General features: G+C 66.5%; 18 protein-coding genes. 6 read left to right on the forward strand and 12 right to left on the reverse strand.

The features are described from left to right. The first annotated feature begins 70 nt into the window (after positions 1-70). Complete coding sequence (locus tag H7J06_RS11520; RefSeq protein ID WP_264038975.1) at positions 71-2,389, forward strand: putative bifunctional diguanylate cyclase/phosphodiesterase; 2,319 nt, start codon at positions 71-73, stop codon at positions 2,387-2,389. Here the strand turns inward: H7J06_RS11520 and msrB are convergent. Genes msrB through H7J06_RS11540 form a run of 4 tightly spaced genes read right to left on the reverse strand, consistent with a single transcriptional unit; the run spans position 2,352 to position 6,460 of the window. Further along, the gene (msrB, locus tag H7J06_RS11525; RefSeq protein WP_264038976.1) at positions 2,352-2,759 is read right to left on the reverse strand and encodes a peptide-methionine (R)-S-oxide reductase MsrB; all 408 of its coding nucleotides are present in this window, start codon (positions 2,757-2,759) and stop codon (positions 2,352-2,354) included. The two genes, H7J06_RS11520 and msrB, sit on opposite strands and share 38 nt — an antisense overlap. After that, positions 2,756-4,042, reverse strand: a complete 1,287-nt coding sequence (gene aftC, locus H7J06_RS11530) for an arabinofuranan 3-O-arabinosyltransferase (RefSeq protein ID WP_264038978.1) — start codon at positions 4,040-4,042, stop codon at positions 2,756-2,758. The genes msrB and aftC overlap by 4 nt, the downstream gene beginning before the upstream one ends. A gap of 20 nt (positions 4,043-4,062) precedes the next feature. Then, positions 4,063-5,631, reverse strand: coding sequence for an alpha/beta hydrolase (locus H7J06_RS11535; protein WP_264038979.1), 1,569 nt, complete (start codon positions 5,629-5,631; stop codon positions 4,063-4,065). Between the two features lie 25 nt (positions 5,632-5,656). Beyond that, entirely contained in the window at positions 5,657-6,460 is an 804-nt protein-coding gene (locus tag H7J06_RS11540; RefSeq protein WP_264038980.1) for a pyrimidine reductase family protein, read from the reverse strand. Between the two features lie 25 nt (positions 6,461-6,485). Here H7J06_RS11540 and zapE point away from each other — a divergent pair, with 25 nt between their 5' ends. Further along, positions 6,486-7,520 (forward strand): cell division protein ZapE, encoded by a 1,035-nt coding sequence (gene zapE / locus H7J06_RS11545; RefSeq protein ID WP_264038981.1) that lies wholly within the window; start codon positions 6,486-6,488, stop codon positions 7,518-7,520. On the opposite strand, the gene H7J06_RS11550 is transcribed toward zapE, so the two are convergent. The 5 genes from H7J06_RS11550 to H7J06_RS11570 all read right to left on the reverse strand — a co-directional run bounded on the left by H7J06_RS11550 (position 7,517) and on the right by H7J06_RS11570 (position 10,158). Continuing rightward, entirely contained in the window at positions 7,517-8,053 is a 537-nt protein-coding gene (locus H7J06_RS11550; protein ID WP_264038982.1) for a GNAT family N-acetyltransferase, read from the reverse strand. The genes zapE and H7J06_RS11550 overlap by 4 nt on opposite strands. Before the next feature lie 7 nt (positions 8,054-8,060). Then, entirely contained in the window at positions 8,061-8,561 is a 501-nt protein-coding gene (locus H7J06_RS11555; protein ID WP_264038983.1) for a hypothetical protein, read from the reverse strand. Positions 8,562-8,609: 48 nt separating this feature from the next. Next, complete coding sequence (locus tag H7J06_RS11560; RefSeq protein WP_264038984.1) at positions 8,610-9,032, reverse strand: PPOX class F420-dependent oxidoreductase; 423 nt, start codon at positions 9,030-9,032, stop codon at positions 8,610-8,612. A 91-nt stretch (positions 9,033-9,123) separates the two neighbouring features. Next, complete coding sequence (locus H7J06_RS11565) at positions 9,124-9,600, reverse strand: SRPBCC family protein (RefSeq protein WP_264038985.1); 477 nt, start codon at positions 9,598-9,600, stop codon at positions 9,124-9,126. 30 nt (positions 9,601-9,630) lie between these two features. Then, positions 9,631-10,158, reverse strand: coding sequence for an Rv1352/Rv1906c domain-containing protein (locus tag H7J06_RS11570; RefSeq protein WP_308205763.1), 528 nt, complete (start codon positions 10,156-10,158; stop codon positions 9,631-9,633). Positions 10,159-10,205: 47 nt separating this feature from the next. On the opposite strand from H7J06_RS11570, the gene H7J06_RS11575 reads away from it, so the two are divergent. Further along, on the forward strand, positions 10,206-10,406 hold the full coding sequence (locus H7J06_RS11575; protein ID WP_264038986.1) for a hypothetical protein: 201 nt from the start codon (positions 10,206-10,208) through the stop codon (positions 10,404-10,406). 161 nt (positions 10,407-10,567) lie between these two features. On the opposite strand, the gene H7J06_RS11580 is transcribed toward H7J06_RS11575, so the two are convergent. From H7J06_RS11580 to H7J06_RS11590, 3 genes are all read right to left on the reverse strand, one after another. Beyond that, a complete protein-coding gene (locus tag H7J06_RS11580) occupies positions 10,568-10,738 on the reverse strand; it encodes a CsbD family protein (protein ID WP_264038987.1) in 171 nt (56 codons plus the stop codon). Between the two features lie 876 nt (positions 10,739-11,614). Next, positions 11,615-11,812, reverse strand: coding sequence for a hypothetical protein (locus H7J06_RS11585; protein WP_264038988.1), 198 nt, complete (start codon positions 11,810-11,812; stop codon positions 11,615-11,617). Further along, positions 11,809-12,144 carry a hypothetical protein gene (locus H7J06_RS11590; RefSeq protein ID WP_264038989.1) on the reverse strand — a complete coding sequence of 112 codons (336 nt, stop codon included), beginning with the start codon at positions 12,142-12,144 and terminating at the stop codon, positions 11,809-11,811. The genes H7J06_RS11585 and H7J06_RS11590 overlap by 4 nt, the downstream gene beginning before the upstream one ends. Before the next feature lie 612 nt (positions 12,145-12,756). On the opposite strand from H7J06_RS11590, the gene H7J06_RS11595 reads away from it, so the two are divergent. From H7J06_RS11595 to H7J06_RS11605, 3 genes are all read left to right on the forward strand, one after another. Next, positions 12,757-13,872: a tyrosine-type recombinase/integrase gene (locus tag H7J06_RS11595; protein ID WP_264039016.1), complete on the forward strand. Its 1,116-nt coding sequence runs from the start codon at positions 12,757-12,759 to the stop codon at positions 13,870-13,872. A gap of 199 nt (positions 13,873-14,071) precedes the next feature. Further along, the gene (locus tag H7J06_RS11600) at positions 14,072-14,269 is read left to right on the forward strand and encodes a helix-turn-helix domain-containing protein (protein ID WP_264038990.1); all 198 of its coding nucleotides are present in this window, start codon (positions 14,072-14,074) and stop codon (positions 14,267-14,269) included. Positions 14,270-14,328: 59 nt separating this feature from the next. Further along, positions 14,329-14,496 carry a hypothetical protein gene (locus H7J06_RS11605; protein ID WP_264038991.1) on the forward strand — a complete coding sequence of 56 codons (168 nt, stop codon included), beginning with the start codon at positions 14,329-14,331 and terminating at the stop codon, positions 14,494-14,496. Positions 14,497-14,517: the final 21 nt, after the last annotated feature.

Below are 14,517 nucleotides of genomic sequence, written 5' to 3' on the forward strand. Positions count from 1 at the left end.
AATGAACGACTGGGTCAATTCGTGGCCTGAGCCGGTTTCGTACCCTTTCCCTGGTTGCTAGCATCGGCCGATGGGGAGGACCACGCGGGTGGTGGTGGCTGCGGGCGTCGGCGCAGTGCTGCTCTCGGCGTGGACGGTGGTCAGCTGGGTCGACGACACGACCGTGACCGTCGGGTCCAACGCCTCCAGTGTGGTGTTCGCCGTATTCGCCACGGTGTGCGCGGCTCGCGCAGCCGTCCACGCCACCGGTCGCAAGCGGGTCGCGTGGCTGAGCATCGGCATCGGTGTCGGGGGATGGGTCGCCGGTTCGCTCGTGTGGGCCTATCTCGAAATGGCGACCGACGTTGCGCCGTTCCCGTCGCTCGCCGACGTCGGCTACCTGATGTTCCCAGTCGGAGCCTGCCTCGGGCTGGCCGTCTATCCCGTCGGGCACGTCGGGCACTCGCGCACCCGGTTGGTGCTCGACGGGCTGATTGCGGCCGCGGCGCTGTTCCAGGTCTCGTGGGTGGTGGTCCTGCGCGCCGCGTACGAGGCGGACGACGCCAACCGTTTCGCGTTCGGACTGTCGCTGGCCTACCCCGTGTGCGACCTCATCGTCATCACGGTGGCGGTCCTCGTCCACACCCGGGCGCGGGCCGGGCAGCGGCGGACGATGACGCTGTTGACCCTCGGTGTCGTCGTGATGGCGCTGTCGGACAGTGCCTTCGTCTACCTCACCGCGGCCGGCGATTACGAATATCGGACCGGTCGACTGGTCGACGTCGGCTATCTGGTGGGACTGCTCGTCATCGGAGTGGCGGCGCTCGTCGCCATGGACGAGCCCTCGACGGAGTCGTCGACGTTGCGGGTGCCCTCGCGATGGGCGTTGTGCCTGCCGTACGTGCCGATCGCGATTGCCGCCGCGGTGTGCGCACCGACGAACCTGCACCAGCCGGGAATGGCCGCGCTGTTCTTCCCGACGGTGGTGCTCGTCGTCGCGGTACTGCTGCGGCAGTTCTTCGTGGTCCGCGAGAACCGGGGACTGTTGCACCTTGTCGCCGAGCAAGCGTTGCGCGACCCGTTGACGGGGTTGGCCAATCGGGCGTTGTTCAACGACCGGCTGTCACACGCCATGCAGCTGCACGAGCGCGATCGTCAACCGGTGGCGGTGTTGTCGTTGGACTTGGACGACTTCAAGCTCGTCAACGACAACCTGGGCCACCCCGCGGGCGACCAATTGCTGGTGCTCGCGGCCCAACGCATCCTCGGCTGTGTCCGCGCCGGCGACACGGTGGCCCGGGTGGGGGGTGACGAGTTCGCGGTGCTGTTGGAGGGAAAGACCGAACACTCCCGACAGGTGGCACGGCGGCTCATGGCCTCGTTCGACGAGCAGTTCGTCATCGACGGCCACGACCTGTTGCTGCGACCAAGCATCGGGCTCGCCGTGGCGGCCGGCGACGACACGCACGTCTCGGCGGACGCTCTCCTGAAGCACGCCGACATGGCGATGTACTCGGCCAAGCGGTCGCGCACGGGCGGGGTGCACACCTTCGACCCGGAGACGACTCGCAATCGACCCGCGGGAACCGGCAAGGTGGGCAATGCCGGAACGAGCACGGTGCGATTGCTGGGGCAGCTGCGCAACACGATCGACCATGCGGGCCTCAGCCTGGTCTACCAACCCAAGTTCGGGCTGTGCGACGGAGAATTCGTCGGCGTCGAGGCGTTGGTCCGCTGGCCCCATCCCGAGCGCGGATTGCTGGGCCCGTACCAGTTCCTTCCCTTGGTCCGCGAGTACGGGTTGATGAGATCGCTGACCGATCTGGTGATCGAGCGGGCGCTCGACGACGTGGCTCGGTGGGCGGCCGACGGTTTCCGGGTGCCCATGGCCGTCAACATGTTCGCGCCGTCGCTCTGCGATCCGGACCTGCCGGACCGCATCAAGCGCTCGCTCGACGAGTGTGATCTCGGCCCGGATTTGCTGACGATCGAGATCACCGAGGACCTGTTGCTCGACGACGTGGACGGGACCCGCCAGGTGCTCGACGCGCTGCGGGAACGCGGAACACGGGTCGCCATCGACGACTTCGGCAGCGGCTACTCGGCACTCGGGTACCTGTGCGAGTTGCCGATCGACGAGGTCAAACTCGACCGGCAGTTCATCGCGCCGATCCTGGAGGACACGCGCGCGGCGACCGTCGTCCGTGCCGTGGTGGGCTTGGCGCACGAGCTCGGGATGACGGTCGTCGCCGAGGGCGTGGAGAACGAGGCGACCGCGACGATGCTTCGGGACTACGGCTGCGACGTGGCGCAGGGGTTCCACTTCAGTCCACCGCTGACGGCCGTCGAACTGTGCGACCTGCTTCGCGGGCTCAGGTCGACGGAACCAGCTTCATCGAGATCGAGTTGATGCAGTACCGCTGGTCGGTCGGGGTGGGATACCCCTCGCCTTCGAAGACGTGACCGAGGTGGCTGTGGCAGTTCGCGCACAGGACTTCGACGCGGTGCATGCCACCCGAGTCGTCGGTCTTCAAGATGACGGCGTCCGAATCGGCGGGATCGAAGAAAGACGGCCAGCCGCAATGAGATTCGAACTTCTCAGTGCTGCGGAAGATCTCCGCACCGCACGCTCGACACTGGTAGACGCCCTCGGTCTTGGTGTCGGTGTACTCCCCGACGAACGGACGCTCGGTGCCGGCCTGACGCAGCACGGCGAACTCCTGGGGCGAGAGCTTCTTGCGCCATTCGTCGTCGGTCAGCTGAACTTTCGGAGCGGTCATCTCTCCACGCTAGCGCGGTCGCGATCCGTCGTCATCCACGGCGGGTCGATGCCGTCGTCGAGCCTGCCGTCGGCCTTGGCGTCCAGATAGCGGAAGTACAGCACGCAGAACACGACGACGAGCATCAGCGACCACCCGTAGGTGATCTTCATGTACTCCAGGAAGCGTCCCGTCGTCAGCCAGTGGATCAAGAGCCAGCGGTCCATCGTCATGAAGCCGTAGATCGCCAGCCACGCCACCCAGTTCCGGATCACCGAGTTGGGCAGCACCACCGACATGAGGAACGGGAACAGCATCATCGAGTAGTAGCCCTGGCCCAGTGAGGTGACCAGGAACGTCGCGATCAACAGCACGCCGGACGAGGTGACCATCCAGAACAGCTGGTCGCGCTCCCGGTAGTACCGGTAGAGCAGCCACAGACTGCCGACCGCAAGGGCCAGGAAGATCACCCGCAGCAGCAGGATCAGCCACGACGGCAGGCCGTAGTAGATCCCGTTGCCCTGGATCGAGCTGTTGAAGTAGTCGCGCACCGAGAGGATGTACGGCACGGTGTTGCGCACGAATCCCATCGGGTCGCTGACCAGTGGCCACGCGGCGACGTTGAACAGCAGCGGCACCCCGAATGCCGGCACCAGCGCCCTCCACTGGCGGTTGAGGACCGGAAGCAGCAGCAGGGGCGCCAGGGACGGTTTGACCACCAGGGTCAGCCCGATGGCGGCGCCGGCGAGCCATTCGTGGCCGACCTTGCCGCTCAGCAGCCACCGCAGGAACAGCACTTCGCCGAGCAGGATGCACCCGTTGATGTTGGTGAACACCAGCGTGCTGGTGACGCTCTCGGTGCAGAACATCGCCAGCAGCAGGGCGGGCGCGGCCACCGATGCCAGGGAGAACTTGAACAGCCGCAGCAGGAAGTACGCGGCCAGCAGGATGGCGACGGTGTTGAAGGTGATGAACCAGTACCGCGACGCGTCGACGGGCAGGTAGCCGAACGGGGCGAGCAGCAGCGTTCCGCCCGGTGGGTACAGGTAATGCGGGTCCACCTGGTCGAAGTGCTCGTTGTAGATGTCGAGCCCAAGCTTGAAGTTGATGACCGCCCGGTACACGGGCCCGAAGTCGTCGGTGATGTAGCCGTTGGTGGCCAGCACGTAGCTGCGATGGACGATCGACAGGATGGCAACCGGCCACAGCACCGAGCGCAGAACGTGCGTGACATTCGGCGGTGAGGTGCGGGGTCGGAATGCGTTCGTCAACGTGTCAGGTACCGCCACCAGCGCACCGTACACCGGACGCCGCGGGCGTCGAGCTAGGCGGGGCAGTACGTGTCGGTCTCGGGAACCTTGCCGGTGCGGAGGTAGGACAGCACGGGTGGGACGGCGCACGTCGAGTAGATGCTGGCTCCGTGGCCGACGCCCTGCCACATCACGCGGCGGTTCGCCGCGCCGGAGTTGATGATCGTCGCCGCGACGGCGGCCACGCCCTCGTTGCCGACGATCGGGTCGTTCTGCACGCCGAGCAGCAGCACGGGGATCTTCAGGTTCTGCGGGTCCGGCGGTGTCGAACCACTGGGCCAGGCAAGGCAATTGACCATGTCGAGGGCGCCGACGGTGCCGAATTCGGGGTAGAGCTTGCCCCATTCGACGACGAGCTCGCGCACTCGGTCGGGTGTCGGTCGGTTGAGTGCGTCGCTGCAGCCGTTGACGAATTGACCGTCGGTCTCGCGCTCGGTCTGAGCGTCGTTGATCAACGCGTTGAGTCCGGTGACGTCGCCGTTGCGGGCCGCGGCGAGGGTGGTGGCCAGTGCGGTGGTCGACGCCACGAAGTCGCCGCGTGGGAACGCCAGAGCGGTGGCGATTGCGTCGGTGAGCGCGGCCACCGAGGCACCGGCGGGGCCGGTGCCTTGGCGGGCGTCGGCGAGCATGGCGTCGACGGCGCCCTTCGGGTCGGGGCCCAGTGGGCAGGACGAGGCGGCGCACTGCGCGGCGAACGCGGTGAGCGCCGCCTGCTGACCCTTGACCTTCTGCTCCGCCCTGGCTTCGGCGGCGATGCCCAGCGGCAGCGGGGAGTCGAGGACCAGCCGGGACACCTTGTTCGGGTGTGAACCGGCGTAGGCGAGGGCGACCTGCGCGCCGTTGCCGACGCCGAGCAGGGCGAGGGTGGGGACGTCCCAGGTGCTGCGCAACCGCTCGAGATCCTCGGCGGCGTGGGCGTTGTCGTAGGAGGAGTCGCCGGGGGCGAGTGCGTCGGTGCAGCTCTGGGTGGCCGTCTGGACGATGGCGGTGAGGTTGGCGACGGGATCGTTTCCGGAGGCGAACTGCGCCTGGTCGAGCATCTCCTGGCGGCTGTAGAGGTCACGGCAGTCCAGTGCGCCCGACAGGCCGAGGCCGCGACGGTCGACGGCGACGATCGGGTTGGTCTTCAGGACGTCGGCGCCGCCGCGGGACAGCCACACCGGCAGCTGCGTGGAGGACGGCAGGTCGCTGCCGGTCGTCATGACCAGTGGCCCGGCGTCGGCGGGCGTGGCGGCCGACTTGGCGCGGACCACGCCGATGGTGAGCGTGCCGGTGGCGCCGTTGATGGGGTCGACGTCGGCGTCGTAGGTGGCGCAGTCCAGGCTCACGCCGGGAACGGGGGCGACGGCGGCCTGGGAGAACGTGCGGGCCGTGCAGTCCTGCCACGTCAGATCGTTCTTGGGCGCCTCGACGGCGGGAGGTCCCGCCGCGGCGGGCGTGGTCTCGGGTGCGCCTTGTGGGCCGGCGCCCGTGTCGGTGGCGAAGCGGGGGTTGGCGGCGAGTCCCGGCGAGCAGCCGGCCAGGACGACAGCCGCGACGGCGGGCAGACAGAGGGCCCTGAGCAGCTGAGGATGCCGACGCATGGGGACCACATTAGCGATCGGCGAGCTACTCCCCGCCCAGCCCGTCCTTGACGTAGCGCGTGTACAGATAGCCCTCGTCGTCGGTCAAGAGGTGGCTGCGGCGCATCCGGGTGTGCGCTTCCCCCGACCCGGAGGAGATGCGGCGGGCCCCGCCACCCACCAGGATCGGCGCGATCGTGATGCACAGCTCGTCGACGAGGTCGTGCTCGGTGAGCAGGCTGATCAGCGACGGTCCGCCTTCGGACAGCACCCGCAACAGCCTGCGTCCCGCGAAGGTCGAGAGCACGACCGCGGGGTCGACGCGGTCGGGGTGAGCGCCGGATGCGTCGATCACCTCGGCGGTCGAGCCGAAGCGGGCTTGGGCGTCCGGCACGGTGTCGTGGCAGGTCACGATCAGTGGTGGTACCTCGGTGCGCGTGAAGATCCTCGCGTCGTGCTCGAAGTCGGCGGTATGGGTGACGACGGCGATCGGCGGCACCTCGGTCTGACCTCGACCCTGCCGTTCGCGGCGCTCGGCCAGCGACATCTGGGCGCCGGAATAGTTCTCGATGCGCACGGTGGAGGCGCCCACGAGGATGACGTCCGCTTCTTGCCTCATGCGGGAGAACAGGGCGCGGTCACCGGGTCCGGCCAGACCGCCGGCCTTGCCGTCGTCGGTGGCGCCGCCGTCGAGGCTGGCGATCATGTTGGCCCGCACCCAGCAGCGGTCGAGATTCTCCGGGTAGGAGTAGAACGCGGCGAGCCGGCCGTCGTCGGTGCCGAACCCGCTGCCCAGGGGGCCTAGCTCTGTGAGCTCAGTCGCAGCATCGGGATCGGACACGTTGACCATTGCAGCACGTCGATACAGTTTCCTCATGTCTGGGGCCAGCGACGTCGACCATCTCACCGATCGGCACCCGAAGGTGACCCCCGAGCGACTGGTCGCGGGGCTAGTGCCCCCGCCCACGTTCGCCGACGTCGCCTTCGACACCTACCGACCGGATCCGGGCGAGCCGTCGCAGTCGGCCGCGGTGCAGAAGTGTCGCGACTTCTGCGAGCAGGCGGTGCAGCGTCGTGCCGGCAAGAAGAAGATGTTCGGCAAGCGAGAGGTGTTGCCCGGTGTCGGGGTGTACCTCGACGGCGGCTTCGGCGTCGGCAAGACGCACCTGTTGGCGTCGACGTACTACGCGTTGCGGGCCGCCGACGCCGGCCCGGCGGCGTTCGCGACGTTCGGCGAGCTGACGCAGCTGGCCGGGGTGTTCGGGTTCGTCGAGTGCATCGAGTTGCTCTCCGGGTACGTGGTGGTGTGCATCGACGAATTCGAACTCGACGACCCTGGCAACACGACCCTGATCTCGCGCCTGCTCTCGGCGCTGGTGGAGCGCGGGGTGTCGGTCGCGGCGACGTCGAACACCCTGCCCGAGCAGCTGGGCGAGGGCAGGTTCGCCGCGCAGGACTTCCTGCGCGAGATCAACACTCTGGCAGGCATCTTCACCACGGTGCGGATCGAGGGCCCGGACTACCGGCACCGCGACCTGCCGCCCGCGCCGGTGCCGCCGTCCGACGACGAGGTGCGCAGCGAGGCCACCGGCGTGGCGGGTGCGACGCTCGACGACTTCGACGCGCTGTGCGCCCATCTGGCGACCATGCACCCGTCGAGGTATCAGGCGCTGATCGAGGGTGTCTCGGAAGTATTCATCACCGGGGTCCATCCGCTCGACGACCAGAGTGTCGCGCTGCGGCTGGTGTCGCTGACCGACCGGCTGTACGACGCGGGAATCCCGGTGGTGGCCTCGGGGACCAAGCTCGACACGGTCTTCAGCGAGGAGATGTTGGCGGGGGGCTTCCGGAAGAAGTACCTGCGCGCGACGTCGCGGCTGCTGGCCCTGACCGCCGCCGGAGGGCGCTAGCCCGACAGCGGGTGCACCATCACGTAGTCGTCTTCGATGCGGCCGCCGAGCCGGAACGTCTTGGTCCCGTTGATCTGGAAGCCGTGCTTGGCGTAGAAGCGTTGGGCGCGTTGGTTTTCCTGGTTGACCCCTAGCCAGACGCAGGCCGCGCCGAGTGCGCGCGACGCGTCGAGCGCCGCGGTCATGATCGCCGCCGAGACGCCGGCGCCGTGGGCGTCGGGCAGTACGTACATCTTGGAGAGCTCGACGGCGGGCCGCTGGGGGACCGCCTTCTGAACGTCGGCGTCAGCCACCACGCCGCGAATCAGCATGCCGTAGCCAGAGATTCGCGCGTCCTCACGGGCAATGAGCACCACCCGGTCGGGGTCGGCGAGGTAGTCGCGAAAGCGCGCCGCGGAGAGGTTCTCGGCGACGAATGCGGCGATGTCGTCCGCTCCCGCCGACGGCGGACACGCCAACGGGAACGTACGAGCGGCGACGTCGGCGAGCTCGGTCAGATCGGCCTCGGCGGCCGGTGTCACCTCGGGGGACATGCGAGGGTCAGTAGAGATTCCACTGCGCGAGGTGGGTGCCCGTCGACTTGTCGAGAAGCACGACGTTGGTGACGAGGTCTCGGTAGACGTCCCAATAGACCCCTCCGCTGACCGTGGCGCCCGGCGGCGCGTTCTGCAACAGCGCGCGAAGGTCGTCGGGCACGTCGGTGTTGCGCGGCTTGTACGCGTCGGCGATCGGCGTGACGCCCTCGAAGTCGAAGAAGAGCGAGGTGATGTAGGGGTTGGGTGCCTTGATGACGTGGACGGTGACGTTGGCGCGGTACACCTGGTAGCGCGGTCCGCGTGGGGGATACCCGAATCCCGGTGGCACGTCGACCAGATCCACGCTGGTAACGGCGACGTCGGCCACCACGCTCATGTAGTCCACGTGCAGGACCTCGCCGAGTCTGCCGATGGGGGCGACCGCCGCGGCGTCGGGCGCCGGTGACGCGAGAACTCCAGCGGTGACCGCCAATCCGGCGACCATCATCGTGAACCAGCGACGCATGCCTCGCATGATTGCACACCGCCCCGTCACCGAGGGGGCGATCGGAGCTCAGGAGGCCCAGGGACCGACGCCGCCGACCTTCTCGATGCGGATCCGCGTCAGCAACCCGGCCGGGGAGTTCGGCGGCGGGAAGTGCTCGCTGGAGCCGAGCATGGCCTCGGCCAACTCCGTCAGCAACTCCGGGGCACCGCCCTCGACGATGCGTGCCGTCCCGGAGATCGACAGGTACGGGGCCTGCTGGCCGGGAGGCGTCGGACCGATGATGGTGACCGCGACCCGTCCGTCGCGTCGGATGTTGCGGGTCTTCTTGTACTCGTTGAGGTGCGCACTGACCAGCTCGTCACCGTCGGGCGTCGACTGCAGCGCCACCCATACGACCGACACCTGCGGGCTGCCGTCGGGGTTGATGGTGACCAGCGTGGCGTCGGCGCCGGGGCCAATCAGGGCGCGGGCGGAATCGTCGAGGTTCATGACTTCTTGTACCGCATCGGCGCGACTTTCATTCCCGTTGGTGCCCGCTAGGGAGTCGAGCGCCGCGACGATCTCGGATTCGACGGAGGGCTCAGGACCGTGGGTAGCCGCGGCGCACCGTCCGGTCGAGGATGCCGAGCGTGCCGCGCAGCGCCGTCTCGGAGATGACCGGGAAGATGCCGGAGTCACGCCACTTCTGGTGGATGTCGGACCAGTCGTAATACGACGTGACCAGGGTGGCGTCGCCGTCGGCCTCGAGCCGGTATCCGTAGACGTGGCCGATCGGCGGGTCGATCTGGCCGAGGATGGTCCAGGCGATCAACCGGTCCTTCTCGTAGTCGGTGATCGAGACGGTGACGTCGTACTTGCCCATCGGAAAGTCGTTGAGCGCTTCGCGATCCATGTGGACGACGAAGCTGTCACCGCTGGCGGTGACGTGGTCGCCGTCGGCGTCCTGCAGCATTCCCGTCGCGTCGATCGCGACGTGACCCTGGGGGTCGCAGAGGACGGAGAACACCTCTGCCGGCGGTGCGGCGATGGTGCGTTGGACTTCGATGCGGTCGGCCATGACGTCGATCGTGTCAGACGCCGGCGCGTATTAGGGCGTCGGCGCCTGTCCCGATGCCGCGGCCCGGGCGTTGAGCTGCGCCATGTACGCCTGCAGCTGCAGGCCCGCGAGCGCAGGTGCCAGGCCGGAGGCCTGGGGCGGGGGAGGTGCGTCGGTGAGCTGCCAGGCCTGGCAGCCGTTGGTCTTGAACGACTGGTCGGTGGGGTCGATCACGACGGTCTGCGGCTTCTTGGTCAAGGCGTTGTCGAGGGTCGCGCCGTCCGGGCCGAGGCGCTTCCAGAAGCACGTGCCGTCGCCGACGGGGCCCGCGGAGCTGTACACCCCGGGGGCGATGTCGGTGCCAACCGCATAGGTGCCGTCGGCGTCGATGGAGGTCTTGGGCCCGGCAGCGGGAGCGGGGACTGGTCCGGCTGCCGGAGTGGACGCCGGTCCGGCGGCCGGCGCCGCGGGCGGGGTGGGGACGGGCGTGTCGGACGGATCGGCCGACGCGATGCCGGGAAGCGCGCCTGCGACCGCCACGACGAGCGCTGCCGCGGTCACTGCCTTCGTCACCCACATGCCCGACAGCTTAGACCGTCTTCACAAATGAGGGATCCACACGGGACGTGACGTCCGTCGTATTCGCCGACTCCGAGCTGGTCGTCCGCAAGATCGTGGCGAAGAAGGCAATGGCCATCATCTGGGCCACGGCCACCGCGAGCACCGGCCACACGGCGCCGGCGAGAATGCTCAGCCATCGCGGACGTCGCCCGCGGGAGGCGGTCAACACCGCCACCGTCGACGTCAGCATCCAGCCACCTAGGTAGCAATACAGCAATACACCGGTCACATGTCCCCTGAAGTTCGCTGACAGCGAATTTACTCTAGGGTAAGTTAGTTCGCGGTCGACGACGCCGTCAAGTACCGGAGAACGCGAGTCGGCCCGCCGCCACGGGGGCAACGGGCCGACTCGAACGTGCGAAGAGACCTACTTGAAGGCGTCCTTGACCTTTTCGCCGGCGTCCTTGAGGTTCGCCTTGACCTGGTCGACCTTGCCCTCGTTCTCGGTGCTCTTGTCCCCGGTGACCTTGCCGGAAGTTTCCTTGGCCTGGCCGCCCAAGTCCTCGACCTTGTTCTTCGCCTTGTCCAGAGCACTCATCGAAATCAACTCCTCATCGGTGTGAATCATGTTCGGCCCGATGTCCGAACGTGGGAGGGGGATGCCACCGATGGCCGGTTTCGAAACATGACGAGGTCGGCTTCACATCGCCGCGGCGCCGGGCGGTGCTGGCCGAGCATCGACGGCGCCGAGCCCCGCGATCGTCACGCCTCGATGTCGCCGCGGTTCGAATGTGTTCATCCGGCGGTGCGTGGATCCCCGGTTCGCGGGTGGTCGACGCCGACGTCGGCGGGTTCGGTCGGGTGGAGGGCAATCGCCGTGGTTGGCCGAAGGTGCGCATACTCGTTGAACGAGTTGTGCCGCACGATCATTCGCCGGGCGGGGGACGAGTCAGCGGCTTGGGGACGCCTTTGGCGGTTCGGGGGGGAGGTGAACCGCCAAAGGCTTGGAAATCCGCAGTGGGGGGACTGCGGATGTCCCGGCATCCACCGTACGCGAAATTTTGTGAAACGATTCAAAAGGTACGCAATTCGTCGCTGGAGGGTCTCAGGGGCGCACGCCGCAGGCTTGCCAGCGGCAAAGCACTGGACCGGCGCGGCCAAGGCTTCGCCGCGACACGGATGGACCACGTGCCCTACCAATGGGCACGACGTTGCCTGCGACGACGCCACTCCGGATTGGCTGACTTGGTAGTCAAGCCCCGGCCGCGGCGGCTGAGAACAGCAAACACGACGACGCGCGCCCGCGTCGCGTTTTGCGCCGAACAAGATCAACTTTTTTGCGCGATACGGTGTCGTGCGGCCCAACCGTCCGGCCATGGGGGAGGCCAGACCGATCCGAACTGTGCCCTGGCCGCCTGTCCGACATCGGGTCATCGCCCAGCGCTACCGCCCGCGTCGGCGGTGTGCGCTCACCTCAGGACCGCCGCGTGAGGGCCCGCCACAGCCGCGCGCACAACACGATCGTGGTGAACACGGCGCCGGACACTGCTCCCACCGCGAATGTCCCGATGAACGCCACGAACTCGTCGCGATTCGAGATGACGTACAACACCACGAAGGCCCCGACGGAGTAGGAAACCACCGCCGCCGATGCCTTCGCGCCTGGCGTCATTCCGGAGGCGGCTTCCAGGTCGTCGTGTCTTGGTCGATGTCGCCGGCGAGTTCCTCGGTGAGCGCAAGGAACTGTTTGGCCATGTTTCCCAGCACCTTTGCGCTGGCATGTGCCATGTTGGATCGCTCTTCGTCCGTCGGCTCATAGTCAATCGGCTTTCGCCAGTCGACCTGCTCGCCCTTCTCGATCTGCCTCATGACCTCAAGACTGGCGTCGCTTTGCTCCTTCATCTCTCTGGAGATCCGGTCGCTGTACGCCTGGTTGGCGATGCCAAGCTCGGTCAGAAGGGTGCGTAATTCACGGGCGTTCGCCCGGAGCCGTGCCTTGTCCACTGGAATGCCCTCACCCCGTATTGGTGGACCGATGATAGTTCCGACCTCGGCACGGCGGAGTCCGATCGATCTCGAACGGGCCAAGACCTTCGTCGTCGGGTGTCAGGATCGATCGCAAGGAGTCCGAGCAGTTCGCTCTGGCAGGGGAACGGTTGGTTCGACCGCCAACCTCCGGCGCGCGGCCGTCGCTCGTGAACTGCGTCGAGGTCGACATCGTCCGAACCGATGCGCTGTCTTCGCGCACGGAGGTACTCACCTTGGTGAGTTCAAGCTCGCCTAGGAGGTCGGCCCGTGTGGTGGGCCTCGTGGCCAGGGGAGGGCGGGCTTTGGGCGGCGTACGGACCTAGCTGCGTCTGTCGGGTTGCCAGCTGCTGCCTGTCACCGATTCATGTGCAATTCATCCGGGTCTTGAGAACTGGACGTGCTGCTGGTGGAACCTGGTGCGCGATACTGGGATTGAAGTAGGTTTCACGATTTCTTAAAGCGGGTGTCGTGAGCTGCAATAATGGTGTTGATCTGGTCATATGTGAGATAGTATCGCTCTCCAAGAGCCTCCACCAGACTCCACCAGCCACCAAGTCATTGGTTGCGTATTGGTTGCAAGGGAGACCGATGACGACACCCTCGAAGAAGCGCGGTTTCGCGTCCATCACGCAGATGAGATCGAAACGCTTCCAAGTGCGCTACACCGCCCCCAACGGCAAGCGGTTAACCGCCGGTAAGACGTTCTACGCGATAGAGGACGCCCAAGCGTGGATCACCGATAAACGCCGCGAGATCGACCGCAGCCAATGGGCCGACCCCGACGACCTGCCCGAGAAGATCGCGTTCCGGGCCTACGCGGACCGCTGGCTCATCAACCGCCAAGTGGCGGGCCGACCCATCAAGGAACGCACCCGGCAGCACTACCAAGCCATCCTCGACGACCACCTCCTCGATACGTTCGAAGACAAGCTCGTGACCGCGATCAAGCCTCGCGACGTCCGGGACTGGTATGCCAAGACGTTGACCGACAAACCCACCATGCGATCGCACGCGTACTCGCTGCTGCGCACGATCATGGCGTCAGCGGTCAACGATGAGTTGATCGACGCGAACCCGTGCCGCATCGTTGGCGCGGGTCGGTCGAAGCGCGTGCACAAGATCAGGCCAGCCTCGGTCAAGGAACTCGGTGTGCTCACTGCGGAGATGCCCGAGCGACTGCAACTGATGGTCACCCTCGCATCGTGGTGTGCACTGCGCTTCGGGGAGACTGTCGAGCTGCGGCGCGGTGACGTCGACCTCAGCGCCGAGGTGATCCGTATCCGCCGTGCGGCGACTCGCACCAAAGAGGGTTACGCAATCACCACGCCGAAGAGTGATGCCGGTATCCGCGACGTGGACATACCCCCGCACGTGATCCCGCTGATCGAAACCCACCTCGGCAAGTTCGTCGACCCGGCCCGCGACGCGTTGTTGTTCCCGGCTGATCATGGTGGACACCTGCAGCCAAGCACGCTCTACCGCCACTGGTACAAGGCGCGGACCAAGGCCAACCGTGAGGATCTGCGCTGGCACGACCTAAGGCACAGCGGAGCGGTGTTGGCCGCAGCAACAGGAGCCAGCATCGCCGAGCTGATGGAAAGGCTTGGCCACTCCTCAGCCAGTGCCGCGATGCGCTACCAGCACGCCGCGAAAGGGCGTGGCAGGGAGATCGCGGCACTACTTTCCAAACTCGCCGACGAATAGCAGCAAACTAAATTCTGGCTGGTTTGGCGTATCGATGCAGGTTGGTCAACTCCAGCGCGCTGTAGTTCGCTAACAAAAATGCCTGATCAAAGCGTTTTTACCACCGCGATGAGTCTTGCAACCAAGAAAATCAGCTGACATCCTTGGCTAATCCAAGGGCCTACATGGGCCATCAGGAACCTCCACAAGGATGCAAACAATGGCTAGACCCAAGGGCGACCCGTCACCGCCTGACATGACGATGCAAGACACCGCGGACTACATGAAGGTGTCAATCAACACCGTCCGTGCACGGATCGCCGACGGCACCTTGCCTGCGGTCCGTATCGGGCGTAGCCGCCTCGTTCGGCTGCGGCGCAGCGATATCGACGAAGCGCTCATGCACATGAGTGACTAGCAGACCCGCGCCCGATGGCTTAATTCCCCGACGAGCAGCAAGAGAGGAGGTGAAACCCAATGGACAACGCAAATATCGAAGCCGTCATTCATGCCGAAGGCGAATTCCACGAGACGTGGAGCCGGTTGCCCAGCATCGATGACCTAAACGAGTACGCCGATGCCATGCAGACCGTCATCCGGCTGGAAGTGGAGCTACAGGAAGCGCTTGATCGCCTCCGCTTCTAGTCGAAGCGGCCCTCACCGGGC

Source organism: Mycolicibacterium hodleri (assembly GCF_025822245.1).
Lineage (GTDB): Bacteria > Actinomycetota > Actinomycetes > Mycobacteriales > Mycobacteriaceae > Mycobacterium > Mycobacterium hodleri.